The sequence below is a fragment of the Brucella sp. genome, assembly GCF_032066345.1.
In the GTDB taxonomy this organism is placed as follows: domain Bacteria; phylum Pseudomonadota; class Alphaproteobacteria; order Rhizobiales; family Rhizobiaceae; genus Brucella; species Brucella pseudogrignonensis.
This window is the reverse complement of sequence record NZ_DAMBKZ010000003.1, coordinates 67,544-80,608: the sequence shown is the minus strand read 5'-3', so window position 1 is coordinate 80,608 and position 13,065 is coordinate 67,544. Positions and strand designations below refer to the sequence as shown.

Sequence of the window (13,065 nt, the reverse complement as noted above, 5' to 3'; positions counted from 1 at the left end):
TTTCAGTCGCTGATGCGCTTGCCTTCTCTGTCGAACACATGGACGTGACTGCGTTCGACATGGAACCAGATTTCACCGCCAGCTTTCTGGGCTGGAGCATCTGCGGCGATTGCAAAAAACTGCTCGCCATGAACTGACATTTCGACGATCCAGCTACCGCCGGTGGGCACGATATCGACCACTTTGGCCACACCCCCCTGCTCAACAGGCGTATCGCTGAGACGCACGGATTCCGGCCGGATACCGACGGATCCGACATTGCTTGCCGCGATGCTCTGCGCCTTGAGGTAATCGCGTGCCCATGTCGCCAACGCGCCGTTATTGCTGTCATTAAGCTCGATGATATTGATCGGCAGATTGCCGATGAATTCAGCCACAAAGCGATTGGCCGGGCGCTCGTAGATGTCGTCAGGCGTGCCGAGCTGTTGCAACTCGCCTTCGCTCATCACCGCAATCGTGGTTGCCAAAGTCATGGCCTCCCACTGATCGTGGGTTACGAATACGACAGTCGAGCCCATTTCTTGATGAATACGCTTGAGTTCCGCGCGCATTTCGAGACGCAGTTTCGCATCGAGATTGGAAAGCGGTTCATCGAGCAGAATAATATCGGGCTTAAGCGCCAGCATACGCGCAAGCGCTACGCGCTGCTGCTGGCCACCAGACATTTGTGCTGGCAAACGGTCGCGATAACGCTCGATGCCGAGTTTCTGCAGAACGTCATCGATAATACGCTGACGCTCAGCCTTGGCGACCTTATGCAACTTCAAGCCGAACTCGACATTCTGTTCGACCGTCATATGTGGCCAAAGGGCATAGTTCTGGAACACCAGCCCCATCCCACGCTTTTCTGGTGGTACGTAAATGCCGTCATCCACCGATACGATCTTCTGACCATCAACGAGGATCTGACCTTCGGTAGGATATTCAAGACCCGCAATCATGCGGAGCGTCGTCGTCTTACCGCAACCCGAAGGTCCAAGCAGGCAGAGAAACTCCGACTTTGGAATTTCGAGTGAAAGCTTTTCAACTGCGGCGCGGGCGGCTTTGCCGTAGCTCTTTCTGACATCGCGAATAGTAATGCTCGACATTATTTGCCTCCCAATCCGTCAGACAATTTGCTGTTGGTGAGTTTTTGAACGATGACCGTGCCGCCAAAGGCGATGACACAGATCATCAAAACGACTGCATTTGCGGCCTGGCTGTAGCTGTAATCGACGAGGCGCAATGCATAGGTGGTGAGAACATCCGTGCCCGGCACAGCCAGCACAACAACGAGGCTCAAGCCTTTGATGCCGGAGATAAACGGCAGCAGAATACCTGAAACCAGAGAGCCTTTCTGGATCGGCGCGACAATCGAAACCAGACGACGCCAGAAACCGGCACCGGCGATTTGGGCCGCTTCTTCAGGCGCTTTGCCAAGCTGCATCATTGCAGAGATACCCGCACGCGATGCGAACGGCATCTGATCGGCAAGGATCGCGAGAACCAGCAGGATCGGCGTTCCGTAAAGGGCGGGAAGCGGACCACGCTGCACTGCAAACATCGTGAGATAGGCCGCAGCAAATGCAATGCCCGGAACCAGATAAGGCAGAAATGTCACCTGACGCAGAAACGTGCCAACAAGCGAAACAGGCGTACGAGCCACGACATAGCCGACCAGAAGACCAAGCAGACCTGCACCCAATGCAGCCGAGCCGACGATCCACAACGTGTTCCAGGTCGCTTTCCAGAACTCGCCTGTCAGGAGGATGCCATTGCTCATTGCAGTGGTGTTAAGATCGGTGCCGATCCAGAAATCCAGCGTGAAATTATCCAGCGTGAAAACGCCCGGCACGCGCATAACCGTCGTCAGCAGAAGCGCCATCAGCGGAATGAACGCGCTAACAACGAACATGAGTGCGGCGAAGCTGAATGCAGGCACACGGAAACGACCGAGGTCTGTCTCGCGGTTCATAGAACCCTTATTTCCAATAGTGACGAAACGGCGCGCTTCCTTGAGCAGATACATATCGAGGAAGATTGAAATGCTACCAAGCACGACAATGGTTGCCGCAAGAACGGCACTCATGCCTGCCTGGCTGGTCGAAATCGCGCGGAAAAGAGATGTCGCCATAACGTCAAAACCAACCGGCACACCAAGAATATAGGCGACACCAAAGTCACCAAGGCATTTGGCGAAGATCAGTGTTGAAGCCGACACTAGCGAGGGCAGCATCAATGGAAGAATGATACGGCGCGCGATCAGCAATTTACCTGCGCCCATGACACGGGCTGAATCTTCAAGCGTGGAATCAAACTGCCGCAACGCATTACCGAAAAGCAGGATCACGAATGGCGTATAGTGCATGGCCAGGATGAGCGTGATTGGCAACATGCCGTAAGCAAGCCAATCAGGTGGCGAGAAGCCCAAAGCTTCCATCCAGCTTGGCTGACCACCGGTGGTGCGGTTTTTAAACAGGGTCAGCCAAGCCAGTGCGAAGGTCCACGAAGGCAGCATGTAAGGAACGATCAATGCTGTCGAGAACCACTTCTTGCCCGGCAAATTTGTGCGGCTTAAAAGCCATGCCAGCGGAATGCCCGTGACAAGCGCAAAGGCAATCGAACCAAGTGCGATGATTGCTGTGTTCCAAAGCGGACGCCAGAACACATCGGTCGAAATCGCCGAGAAGAACGCACGGTTGAGATAATAAAAGGTCAATTCACCAATCTGCTGGCCCGAGCGTGCCCGATCAGCAAATTGGACAATCACTGCATCCGACAAAAGCAGCACGATTGGCGCTGCAATCAGATAGGCAAAAACGATTGCCAGCATAACCCCGATCAGTGTCGTGGGGTCTGCATTATAGACCTTATATTTGTAGGTTAGTTGCTTGTAAAAACTCATTATTTTATCCACTTTGAGCCGAAGAGACTCCGACCGAAACCCAATCGGGTTGCAGTTGACTGTGTTCTGGCTTGCTGCGGGAGCTGGCACTCAGAGAAATGCCATGCGAATTGATAGCTTGCTGTGAAGCGAATTATGGAGGCGGTGCGCCAGCCTTCTCGCTCACCTCGCGCACCACGGACCACGCGGCTGCATAATCTATGGGAATGAAGTGATCGTCGCCCTGAAACTCGGCTCTCATTTCAGGCGTGAATGTGAAATTGAAGAAGCAGCGCTTCATCTCCGCCACGAGCGACGGCGCAAGATTGTGAGCATAAGCAAATGAAGAGGTCGGAAACAGATCGCTCTGATAAATCAGACGAACGGCATCACGCTTCACAAGCCCCCGCTCGATCATGCGTTCAAGCACATCGGAGGCAACCGCCGCCATATCGTAATCACCGGCGACAACACCGAGGATCGATTTATCGTGTCCGCCCGACATGATAGGCGCATAGTCCTGCCCCGGCGTGAGACCTTCTTTTGGAAAGAGAGCGCGTGGCGCCACATTGCCAGAATTTGAGAGCAATGATGCATGGGCGACGCGATGCCCTTTAAGATCACCCAATTTTTCATAGGGCGATTCCGCGCGCACGACCGCCACCAGCCGATAGCCGCGCATCTGATCGCCAGTGCCTTTGGCGGCAAAAGGAACAGCACCTGCACGATTGACCGCCTCAATTGTCGGCCCTGTAGAGAAGCCCGCAAATTGCAGACGTCCTGAACGCATCGCCTCAACTTCATCCGCACTGGACTGAATCGGATAATAAACGATCTGCCGTCCAACGCAGGCCTCAAGATGCTGGGTGAACGGCTTGAAAAGCCGCGCATAAACCGCCGGGTCTTCGATGGGCGAATAAGCCCATACGAGTGTTTGCGGATCACGCCACTGGGAAGCGTCTTTGGGAGTATCTGCGACAAGGTCGCGGTTCTCGTCGCAATAACGCTCATCCAGCGCACCGCGATAAGCGCAAGCAGCATCAGCGGCATTCGCATAAGCGATGCACAGCTGAAGCCCAAACAAGGTCATGCCGATACGACATGCCAACCCGCGCCAGAACATTTTTTCCTCCCTGGACACTTGCTATGATACAAGCGCCGCAGCCTCATCCAGTATTGTCTCAGATACTAGCAATTCTAACTGTCAGAATCCTGTCGTCCCGAAAACCTTGAATAGAATCGTCGAACACAACATGCGTATCCTTCTTGTAGAAGACACAATCGATATTGCGTTTGCTATTGCTTCAAAGCTTGAAAAAGAAGGCCACTCTGTCACGACTGTCTATGATGGCGTGCAGGGGGAAGATCTGGCTGTGAATGGCTCCTTTGATCTGGTCGTACTCGACATCAACCTTCCGGGACGTGACGGTTTTGCCATCCTGCGCAGTATGCGCGAACAATCCCTGTCATGTCCGGTATTGGTAATCACCGCTCGCAATCAGATTGCCGACAAGATCGACCTTCTCGAGCTTGGCGCTGATGATTATCTGGTCAAACCCTTCGATCTCAGGGAGCTTGTTGCCCGTATCAGAGCTGTCGCAAGACGGCATATGGGCGTGGCGCAGCCGGTTTTGCGGATCGGCGAACTATCGATCAACCTGACACAAAGATCAGTGATGCAGGGTGACGAGCCACTGGATTTCGGGCGGCGCGAATTCGACGTTCTGGAAATGCTTGCCACTCGTTTCAATGTCACGGTTCCAAAAGATATGCTGGTTCTGAAACTGTTTGGGCATGAAGATACCGGCACACCCAATGCTATCGAACTGCTGGTTTCACGCGTGCGGAAGAAGCTCGAGAACAGCACAGTTGAAATTGTCACACAACGCGGCGTGGGCTATCTGCTCAGGCTTAAAGCGCCGCAACTCTGATGGTCAAAGGAGCAGCAAACAGGGAATATTCAATCCAGCGCCGCATTCTGGTGGGCAGTGGATTGACGCTGCTTGCTGTCACCGTTCTGCTCTTCTTTCTTGGCCGCTGGTATGCGCATCGTGCGGCCGATGAAGCATTTGATCGTGTTCTTGGTGCAGCTGCCCTATCCATCGCAGACACGATAACTCTGCAGGATGGATCGCTCAGCGTCGATCTCCCACACTCGGCCTTTTCCATTCTGGGCACCTCTCGTCTCAATCGCATTTTCTATCGTGTCGTCGCACCTGATGGCAGCCTCCTGACTGGTTCGCCCATTCTCGGGCTAGAAATTCCGCATGGCAATAATAGCCGCGTTCGCCTCAGCGACAGTATTTATCGCGGGGAAAAAGTACGAATTGCTGCAGTCGCACGCTATCACAGCGACGCAAAAGGCGGCGGCTGGGTCGATGTCCTGGTTGGGGAAACGCGCGAAGCACGGAGACAGCTGACCTTGCAACTAAGCCTCAATACTCTCTTGCCTGCGCTTGGAGTGGCTTTGCTCGCACTGGTCCTTATCTGGCTCGCAATCCGATTTGCATTCAGACCGCTGCGGACGGTTGAGTCTGATCTGCGCCAGCGTTCCTCATCCGATCTCAACCCGCTGGCCGGTCCTATTCCTAAGGAAGTCAGCGCGCTTGTCGCAGCACTCAATGACTTCATGGGACGTCTGAACAATGTGCTTGCCGGATTGAAGCTGGTCACAGCTGACGCAGCGCATCAGATGCGCACGCCACTCACGGCCTTGCGTGCCCTGACCGAACTGTCGCTCGAAGAAACTGATCCAAACCGGCAAAAGGAAATCCTTGCCCGCGTCCATGCCAATTCCATAAGCGCAAGCCTTCTCGCAAATCAGCTTCTGTCTGAAGCGACGACATTGCACAGTATTCAGTCGCGAAAGCTTGAAACGCTCGATCTGCGGCAGGTTACACAGGAAGCAGTCCGGAGACTGCGCGCTGAAGGCAGTTATTCTGATCTGCAACAAACCATCAGCTTTGATGTGCCTGATGAGCCACTCTATGTGAGTGGCGAAACCATCAGCCTCAGAGAAATGATACGCAATATCGTCGAAAACGCACTCGTTCATGCACCCGGCCCTGTTAAAATCAGCCTTAGCCAGAATGGAGCTACGATCACGCTTGGCGTTCATGACAGAGGCGCTGGGCTTGCGACCGACATGAAAGACCGTGTCTTCGAGCGTTTTGTCCGAGTGGATCAGTCAAAGCCCGGTTCCGGCCTTGGTTTGTCGATAGCAAAAATGGTTGCGGAAGCACTAGGCGGCCAGATCGAACTGCGTGACCGCGAAGGTGGTGGAACAAGCGTGCTGGTGACATTGCCCGCAACGACACCGGAGCAGCGCACATGAAACGCATCATCCTGCAATTCTGTGCCGTTCTGATATTGATTGTTCCTTCATGGCATAACACGCATGCGCAAAATGACCCGGCATCAAAGCCCGAGTTTCAGATTGTCGGTGACATCGCACCCGAAACCATAGCCCCCGTACAAGCTGGTCTGTCCCGTCAGTTGCCTAGCGTCAATATCGCCTATCGACAGATCAGACCGGGCGAATGGACCTCGCGGCTTCTAGCTGGTGCCGAAGAAGCGAGTGCCGCCGATCTCGTTATCCTCTCGACACCCGATCTTGCGGTACTCATCGCCAATGAAGGCGGCGCGCAGCCAAGAAATGGAATTGTCCGCAATGCCGGATTAGCACCACAAGCTCACTGGCGCAGCGAATTGTTCAGCATCGGTTTCGATCCAGCGGTGAGTGTTGTCAAACGCCGTGCGCTCGACAATGAACTACCAACGACACGCATCGAACTCGCACGATTGCTGGAGCAAAACGCAACGCGGTTTCAACGGCGTGTCGGGGTCGTCAATATTGGCATTGATAATGTCAGTTACACATTGGCTGCTCAGGATTCGATCCGATCGCCACTATTCTGGCGTATCGTCCGCGCTTTCGGCGCGTCACAAGCGCGAATTTTCGATACAAGTGAGGAGCTATTACAGGCGTTGTCGGCTGGCAACATCGATCTCGCCTATAATGTGCCGTTGTCAGACGTAAGCAAATGGCAATATGACGCCCGGGATTTTGCAGTCATCGTACCACAGGATTACGTTGTCGCCCTGCCCTGGACCGCACTCATCCCGGATCGAAGCAAACACGCAAACATCGCCGAGCAGGCGATCACATTTCTTCTGTCTTCTAACGGTCAGGCGATCCTTCAAGAAACTGGTCTTGTATCAGAAACGAGTCCCTCGGACGTTGCATCACTGCAACCTGTCGAGCTTGGACCGGAGCTTCTGGTTTATCTCGACGGATTAAAACGCAGTCGTTTTCTCGACACCTGGTTCCAGCTTATCGTGCATGAATGATATTTCATATCACGATATGCGATCACCTAATTTGATGAATGTGCTGGGCGATTTCTCGCCCAGCATCACAGTTTTCGGAGTATGTTTAAAGGTATCGCGCAGCGGGCTTTGAATTGCCAAACAACGTGGATAGTTCACCGCGCGCAGCTTCAAAACCTGTCCATTTCTCAACATCATGCAGCCCTGGAATGGTAACGCACTCACCATTTTTGAGACCAGCAAGTGCAGCATCGACCATATCATCCGTTGACATCACAATGCTTTGCGGCAGCTCTTCCACTGGTTTACCAGCAATGCTCCAGAAGTCGGTGGCCGTCGCGCCCGGTAGAACTGCTTGAACACGAATACCCTTGTCTGCCAGCTCATGGTTGAGGGAGTGGCTGAAGCTCAAAACATACGATTTCGAGCTGCCATAGACGCCATTCAATAGCTCTGGTGCTATCGCAACAACTGACGCGATGTTGATGATTGTCCCACGCCCCCGCGCGATAAACCCAGGTACGGCGGCATAAGTCAGCCGTGTCAGTGCGGTGATATTGAGCGTAATCATCTTCTCCATATCGTCCACATCGCTATCGAGCAGCGGCTTCACGCCACCCGCTCCAGCATTGTTGATCAAAAGACTGATATTCTCGTCAGATTTAAGTACATCTTCCACGGCGCGGACATCATGAGCGTTCGTCAGATCCGCTGGAAGCGCTTCAACTGATCGCCCTGTCGCAGCGATGAGTTTATTCGAAAGAGCTTCGAGTTTATCCGCACTTCGCGCCACGAGGATGAGGTCGTAGCCTTGTTTGGCAAGACGATCGGCATAGACAGCACCGATGCCAGTTGAGGCACCAGTTATGAGGGCTTTACCTAATGAATTCGCAGACATTCTAGTTCTCCAGATGGTCGGAACGACCCGATATCTGAAAAATAAGCCAGAAGCCTCACGTCTCAAATGACGTATATATTACGTAATTAGGACATCTTCTGTTCTGCAAAGAGTGCGACTAGATCGCCCCTTGCCGCGCATTACGACGGATGACCTGAGGTGGCTGGCCGAAGCCACGAAGAAAAGCTTCACGCATCCGCCGCCGGTCAAGGAAACCGGTTTGCCCGGCGATCTCATCAATGCTGTGTCGGCTTTGCTCCATCATAAGACGCGCGGCTTCAAGGCGAAGATTTTCAACTGCCTTCGCGGGAGAATGTCCGGTTTCCGCTTTGAAGGCGCGGCTGAACTGACGCGGACTAAGCCTTGCAACCTCAGCCAAATCTTCAACCGTTAAAGCCCGCGAGAGATTTGCGCGTGCATATGTAAGGGCTGTTTGGATACGATCCGACTTTGCGCCCATATCAAGCAGAGCAGAATGCTGCGACTGACCGCCAGCACGCCTGTGGTACATCACAAGAGCCTGCGCAACGCGGCGGGCAACATCTGGGCCATGATCTTCCTCCACCATTGCAAGTGCCAGATCAATACCTGCAGTCATACCCGCTGATGTCCAGACTTTGTCGTCTTTCACAAAGATGCGGTCTTCATCCAGAATGACGGTTGGGAAACGTTCTTTCAGGCTGCGCGCACAAGCCCAATGGGTCGTCACCCGTCGGCCATCTAGAAGCCCTGCCTGTGCCAGAACAAAAGCGCCAGTACAGATGGAAGCGACACGACGCGACGATTCAAAACTGCTGCGCACAAAGCGGATCAGCCCTTCGGAAGCGTCCTCAAAAGCCGTCGTCCCACCTGCGATGATCACAGTATCAAATTTATTGTCTTCAAAAGGAGCGGTCATGATCGAAAGACCACCAGACGAGCTGACAAGCCCGCCATGCTCTGAGAAGACAGCCGCGTGATACTTCTCCTCACCCAAAATCGAGTTGGCTGCCTCGAAAACCGGCTGCGCGGCCAGAGCCATTGATGAAAATCCGTCGAAGACCACAAAAGCTATTGTTTGCATTCAGTATGCCTCAATGAGATGAAATGTCTCTTTTATGTAATATAGGCTTATTATAGGACATATTAAACTATCCCGATAAAAGTGGGAACAGGTGTCGCTTTAAACATGCGCAGACAGACAGCTAGAGCCGCCAAATGTTAGTCGCAGCCGCTTATCGAGCCGCGATTGGAAAGCAATATGGGGTTTCATAGAGCGGGTGTGGCACGACCAGCGCCTCAATCCCAAACACGTCCTTCACCAGTTTCGGTGTCAAAAGCTGCGCTGGTGAACCCGAAGCATAAACGCGGCCCTCGCTGATCGCGATCAGATGATGCGCATATAGAGCGGCGTGATTAAGATCGTGCACAACCATGACGATGGTACGTCCACGCTCCTGATTAAGCTTTTTTAAAAGCTCAAGAACTTCAAGCTGGTGAGCAATATCAAGATAGGTCGTCGGCTCATCCAGCAACAGTAGTGGCGTTTCCTGAACCAATGCCATGGCAATCCATGCTCGCTGCCGCTGACCGCCTGAAAGCTGATCAAGCTGGCGCTCCGCAAAATCGATCAATCCGGTTGATGCCAGTGCCTGCTCAACCAGCTTGTCATCGTCTTTCGTGAGAGGCGACAGAAAACCTTTATGCGGATGGCGCCCAAACCGGCACAGTTGCCGCACGGTCAAGCCATCAGGCGAAACAGGGTTTTGTGGCAGAAAAGCGAGTTGTTGTGCTACAGATTTGCTAGTCATCGACGCAATAGGTTTTTCACCTAGATGAATGGTACCTTCTGTCGGCTGAATAAGGCGCGCGAGTGCACGTAATAAGGTGGATTTTCCGCAGCCATTAGCACCGACAACAGCCGTGATCTGGCCGTTAGGAATAGTTACATCAACATCCTTCAGGACGTCGGCTTGCGCATAGCCAACCGTGATGTTGCGGGCATATAGCCGAGAAGGATGGATATCAGCCATTTCGACCTGCTTCCTTGAAAAGGAGAAAAACGAGATACGGCCCGCCGACAACTGCAGCAATGATGCCTGCTGGTATCTCATTGGGTAGTGCAATCACGCGCCCAATCAAATCCGCAAGACATAGCGCCAAGGCTCCCAGCAAAGCGCTTGCCGGAACCAAATAGCGACTGCGAGAACCAACCATCAAGCGGCCAATATGCGGCGCCAACAGACCGAGAAATCCCATGCTGCCTACAGCCGCAACCGCACCGGCGGAAAGCAATACGGATGTGAGAACGAGCCCGCCTCGTAAAATGGCAGGCGGCAATCCGATGCTGTTCAACGTGTCGTCGCCAAAGCCGCTGGCGTCAAGCTTGCTCCCAGCAAGGACCACCAATGGCAGGCAGGCAAGAAGCCAGACCGCCAGGATGACGACATCATTCAGCGTTCGTCCATAGACACTACCTGCAAGCCAGATCATGGACTGATCAGCGCGTGTCGGAAACAGGACCATCATATATTGCATTAATGCGTGCGCCATCATGCCTGCCGCAACACCTGTCAGAACCAGTGCAGTAATGCTTCCACCGAACTGCCGTGCAATCAGAAACAGTGTCGCGGCACCCAGCAAGGCACCTAAAACAACACCAAGCGGAATGGCCCAAACACTCCAGGCAGCTGGCGCCAACATCGCAGCACAAAATGCGCCAAGACCGGCCCATTTCGTAATGCCCACGACATCGGGCGAAGCGAGCGGATTACGCAATGCACCCTGCAGGAAAGCCCCTGCCAATCCGAACGCACCTCCGGCCAATATACTGACGCCGAGGCGCGGCAGGCGGTATTGCATGACGATGAAAGCGTTTTTACCGCCGCTGATTGCGGTTATGATGTCGGACAGGCTCAAACGCACCGCGCCAACCATGATACTAAGAATGGAAATCGCGACAAGCAGCGCAAAAATAAAGCTGCATGTTACAAATGCGCTTCGGTTAGCCTGATGTTCGGCAGACGTGTTCATTTAAGCCGCCTACCATAAAGAATGAACAGAAAAGCAGGTGCGCCAATCAGTGCCGTCACAATACCAACCGGCACTTCGGCTGGAAAAGCGAGAACACGCCCTAGCAAATCAGAAGCATTCAACAACAACGGTCCAGCAATGGCTGAAAGGGCAATGACACTCGTCTGATCTGCGCCGACCAAACGCCGCATAGCATGAGGTACAAGCAATCCGACGAAACCGATTGGTCCACTGACGGCCACTGCGGAACCGGCCAGAATGACGATAAGTAGCGCAGCAACACCACCTACACGCTGAGCATTTTGCCCAAGTGAAGCACCCGTATTCTGATCGAGCGCCAGAATGGCAAAATGCCGTGAACCAAGAAGCGCAATGCATCCGCCCAATAGCGAGAATGGCAGAATAATCCAAACCTTTGCCCATTGGGCCGCGTTGAGCGAACCGGCAAGCCAATAGATGATGTCCTGCGCGGAGTTGTTGGCAATCAAAATCGCCTGAACCAGCGCAGAGAGGACGAGCTGGATCGAAATACCGGCAAGAGCCAGTTTTATATCGCTCATGCGTCCGGAGATCGCCAGCATCCACATCGCAAAACCGACGATTGCCGCGCCAAAAAAAGCAGGCCAGACAGTTCCAACACCACGAAATGACGGAAAAGCGATAAGACAGATCACGATTGAAAGTGATGCGCCGGCATTGATGCCGAATGTTTGTGGTGAGGCCAGCGGATTACGGGTCAGCGTCTGGATCAGCACACCCGCAACCGCGAGGTTAGCGCCGACCAGCGTTGCTAGCACGGCACGCGGCAAACGTATATCCCACACAAGCGCGCTTTGTGCTGAGCCATCTGGTTGAAACAGGTGTTGTAACGCACGACCGATAGAAAGATCAGATACGCCAAAGGCAATGCTTGCCAGAAGCACCACCCAAAAGACAGCCAGCAGGATCGCGCCCAAAAGAACAGGGTTGATCAAACCTGACGTCTGCTTATGCCCGGCCTCCATTGTCACAGCTACTTACTTTCCGCCATAGACTTTTGAAAGCACTTCCTGAGCGAGCAATTCTGCGATTTTCAGCCCGCGGAAACGCACGAACTGCGTGCGGTCTATTTCAAACGCCATATGGTTTTGAACAGCAGGAATATTGGTCCATGCAGTGTTATCTTTCCACTGATCGACAATCGTGCCGCCGGAATCGACACCAATGAGTAGAATCTCTGGGCTTACGGCAATCAGGCGCTCAAGATTTGCACCACTTTCAACAGGCTTATCCGACTGTATGGCAGGCGTTAGTCCCATCGCTTTAAAGACGGAACCTGTGAACGAAGAAGATGTGTGTAGACTAAGCGAATCCGGTGTCGCCACTGCAAGCAGGATACGTCGCTGTTCAGTGGCCGGAATCCGAGCAATAATTTTCGACATAACTTCTGAATGTCGCGCAATTGCTTCATCACCTTTGGCGCGCTCACCGAGCGCTTCGGCAATTGTAATAACCGAAGACTTGATGGTGTCGTAGTCCCCTTCCCAACTATTGAGTACGATGGTCGGCGCAATGGAACTCAACTGCTGATAAACGGCAGAATGTCTGGTCACATCGGCGATGATCAAATCGGGCGAGAGCGTGCTGATCAGCTCAAGATTGGGCTCCAGACGTGTACCGACAGATGCATAATCAATCTTCTTGCTAAGCAGTTGCTCGACGCGTGCTGACTGATTGTCGTCCGATATACCAACCGGAACAACGCCCAATACATCAAGGGTCTGTAAAAACGAAAATTCAAGCGCAACGACACGCGTTGGCTTGCCCGTAATCTCAGTTGTTCCAAGTTCATGCTTTATTGAGCGAATGTCGTCACCTGCCAATGCCGGTACAGACGCCGCACAGGCCTGCGCTACGATCATGCTCATGAACGCTAAATTGAATTCGCGACGGTTGATGCCTGCCATGTACTCATCCGAAGTTT

At 53.2% G+C, this 13,065-nt stretch carries 12 protein-coding genes; 3 read left to right on the top strand and 9 right to left on the bottom strand.

Annotation, left to right across the window (positions count from 1 at the left end):
• Positions 1 to 2: 2 nt before the first annotated feature.
• The 3 genes from RT142_RS05045 to phnD form a co-directional block, all read right to left on the bottom strand.
• Positions 3 to 1,088 (bottom strand): ABC transporter ATP-binding protein, encoded by a 1,086-nt coding sequence (locus tag RT142_RS05045; protein ID WP_112806086.1) that lies wholly within the window; start codon positions 1,086 to 1,088, stop codon positions 3 to 5.
• Positions 1,088 to 2,884 (bottom strand): iron ABC transporter permease, encoded by a 1,797-nt coding sequence (locus tag RT142_RS05040; RefSeq protein WP_313027786.1) that lies wholly within the window; start codon positions 2,882 to 2,884, stop codon positions 1,088 to 1,090. Before RT142_RS05040 ends, RT142_RS05045 begins: the two co-directional genes overlap by 1 nt.
• 133 nt (positions 2,885 to 3,017) lie before the next feature.
• Complete coding sequence (gene phnD, locus RT142_RS05035) at positions 3,018 to 3,986, bottom strand: phosphate/phosphite/phosphonate ABC transporter substrate-binding protein (protein WP_313027784.1); 969 nt, start codon at positions 3,984 to 3,986, stop codon at positions 3,018 to 3,020.
• Between the two features lie 130 nt (positions 3,987 to 4,116).
• Here phnD and RT142_RS05030 point away from each other — a divergent pair, with 130 nt between their 5' ends.
• Genes RT142_RS05030 through RT142_RS05020 form a run of 3 tightly spaced genes read left to right on the top strand, consistent with a single transcriptional unit; the run spans position 4,117 to position 7,213 of the window.
• Positions 4,117 to 4,794 carry a response regulator transcription factor gene (locus RT142_RS05030; RefSeq protein WP_112806089.1) on the top strand — a complete coding sequence of 226 codons (678 nt, stop codon included), beginning with the start codon at positions 4,117 to 4,119 and terminating at the stop codon, positions 4,792 to 4,794.
• A complete protein-coding gene (locus tag RT142_RS05025; protein WP_112806091.1) occupies positions 4,794 to 6,197 on the top strand; it encodes a sensor histidine kinase in 1,404 nt (467 codons plus the stop codon). The genes RT142_RS05030 and RT142_RS05025 overlap by 1 nt, the downstream gene beginning before the upstream one ends.
• Positions 6,194 to 7,213, top strand: coding sequence for an ABC transporter substrate-binding protein (locus RT142_RS05020; RefSeq protein ID WP_112806093.1), 1,020 nt, complete (start codon positions 6,194 to 6,196; stop codon positions 7,211 to 7,213). The genes RT142_RS05025 and RT142_RS05020 overlap by 4 nt, the downstream gene beginning before the upstream one ends.
• Before the next feature lie 85 nt (positions 7,214 to 7,298).
• On the opposite strand, the gene RT142_RS05015 is transcribed toward RT142_RS05020, so the two are convergent.
• The 6 genes from RT142_RS05015 to RT142_RS04990 form a co-directional block, all read right to left on the bottom strand.
• Positions 7,299 to 8,090 (bottom strand): SDR family NAD(P)-dependent oxidoreductase, encoded by a 792-nt coding sequence (locus tag RT142_RS05015; RefSeq protein WP_112806095.1) that lies wholly within the window; start codon positions 8,088 to 8,090, stop codon positions 7,299 to 7,301.
• Between the two features lie 118 nt (positions 8,091 to 8,208).
• On the bottom strand, positions 8,209 to 9,153 hold the full coding sequence (locus tag RT142_RS05010) for a GlxA family transcriptional regulator (protein ID WP_112812931.1): 945 nt from the start codon (positions 9,151 to 9,153) through the stop codon (positions 8,209 to 8,211).
• Between the two features lie 151 nt (positions 9,154 to 9,304).
• Entirely contained in the window at positions 9,305 to 10,102 is a 798-nt protein-coding gene (locus RT142_RS05005; RefSeq protein WP_112812932.1) for an ABC transporter ATP-binding protein, read from the bottom strand.
• Positions 10,095 to 11,102, bottom strand: coding sequence for a FecCD family ABC transporter permease (locus tag RT142_RS05000; protein WP_112812933.1), 1,008 nt, complete (start codon positions 11,100 to 11,102; stop codon positions 10,095 to 10,097). Before RT142_RS05000 ends, RT142_RS05005 begins: the two co-directional genes overlap by 8 nt.
• Positions 11,099 to 12,076, bottom strand: a complete 978-nt coding sequence (locus RT142_RS04995; protein ID WP_313027774.1) for an iron ABC transporter permease — start codon at positions 12,074 to 12,076, stop codon at positions 11,099 to 11,101. The genes RT142_RS05000 and RT142_RS04995 overlap by 4 nt, the downstream gene beginning before the upstream one ends.
• 42 nt (positions 12,077 to 12,118) lie before the next feature.
• Positions 12,119 to 13,048, bottom strand: a complete 930-nt coding sequence (locus tag RT142_RS04990) for an ABC transporter substrate-binding protein (protein WP_113158402.1) — start codon at positions 13,046 to 13,048, stop codon at positions 12,119 to 12,121.
• Between the last annotated feature and the right edge of the window lie 17 nt (positions 13,049 to 13,065).

Bases quoted from the DNA above. Each gene is read 5' to 3' on its own strand.
- RT142_RS05045 (WP_112806086.1), bottom strand. From the start codon at position 1,088: ATGTCGAGCATTACTATTCGCGATGTCAGAAAGAGCTACGGCAAAGCC.
- RT142_RS05040 (WP_313027786.1), bottom strand. From the start codon at position 2,884: ATGAGTTTTTACAAGCAACTAACCTACAAATATAAGGTCTATAATGCA.
- phnD (WP_313027784.1), bottom strand. From the start codon at position 3,986: ATGTTCTGGCGCGGGTTGGCATGTCGTATCGGCATGACCTTGTTTGGG.
- RT142_RS05030 (WP_112806089.1), top strand. From the start codon at position 4,117: ATGCGTATCCTTCTTGTAGAAGACACAATCGATATTGCGTTTGCTATT.
- RT142_RS05025 (WP_112806091.1), top strand. From the start codon at position 4,794: ATGGTCAAAGGAGCAGCAAACAGGGAATATTCAATCCAGCGCCGCATT.
- RT142_RS05020 (WP_112806093.1), top strand. From the start codon at position 6,194: ATGAAACGCATCATCCTGCAATTCTGTGCCGTTCTGATATTGATTGTT.
- RT142_RS05015 (WP_112806095.1), bottom strand. From the start codon at position 8,090: ATGTCTGCGAATTCATTAGGTAAAGCCCTCATAACTGGTGCCTCAACT.
- RT142_RS05010 (WP_112812931.1), bottom strand. From the start codon at position 9,153: ATGCAAACAATAGCTTTTGTGGTCTTCGACGGATTTTCATCAATGGCT.
- RT142_RS05005 (WP_112812932.1), bottom strand. From the start codon at position 10,102: ATGGCTGATATCCATCCTTCTCGGCTATATGCCCGCAACATCACGGTT.
- RT142_RS05000 (WP_112812933.1), bottom strand. From the start codon at position 11,102: ATGAACACGTCTGCCGAACATCAGGCTAACCGAAGCGCATTTGTAACA.
- RT142_RS04990 (WP_113158402.1), bottom strand. From the start codon at position 13,048: ATGGCAGGCATCAACCGTCGCGAATTCAATTTAGCGTTCATGAGCATG.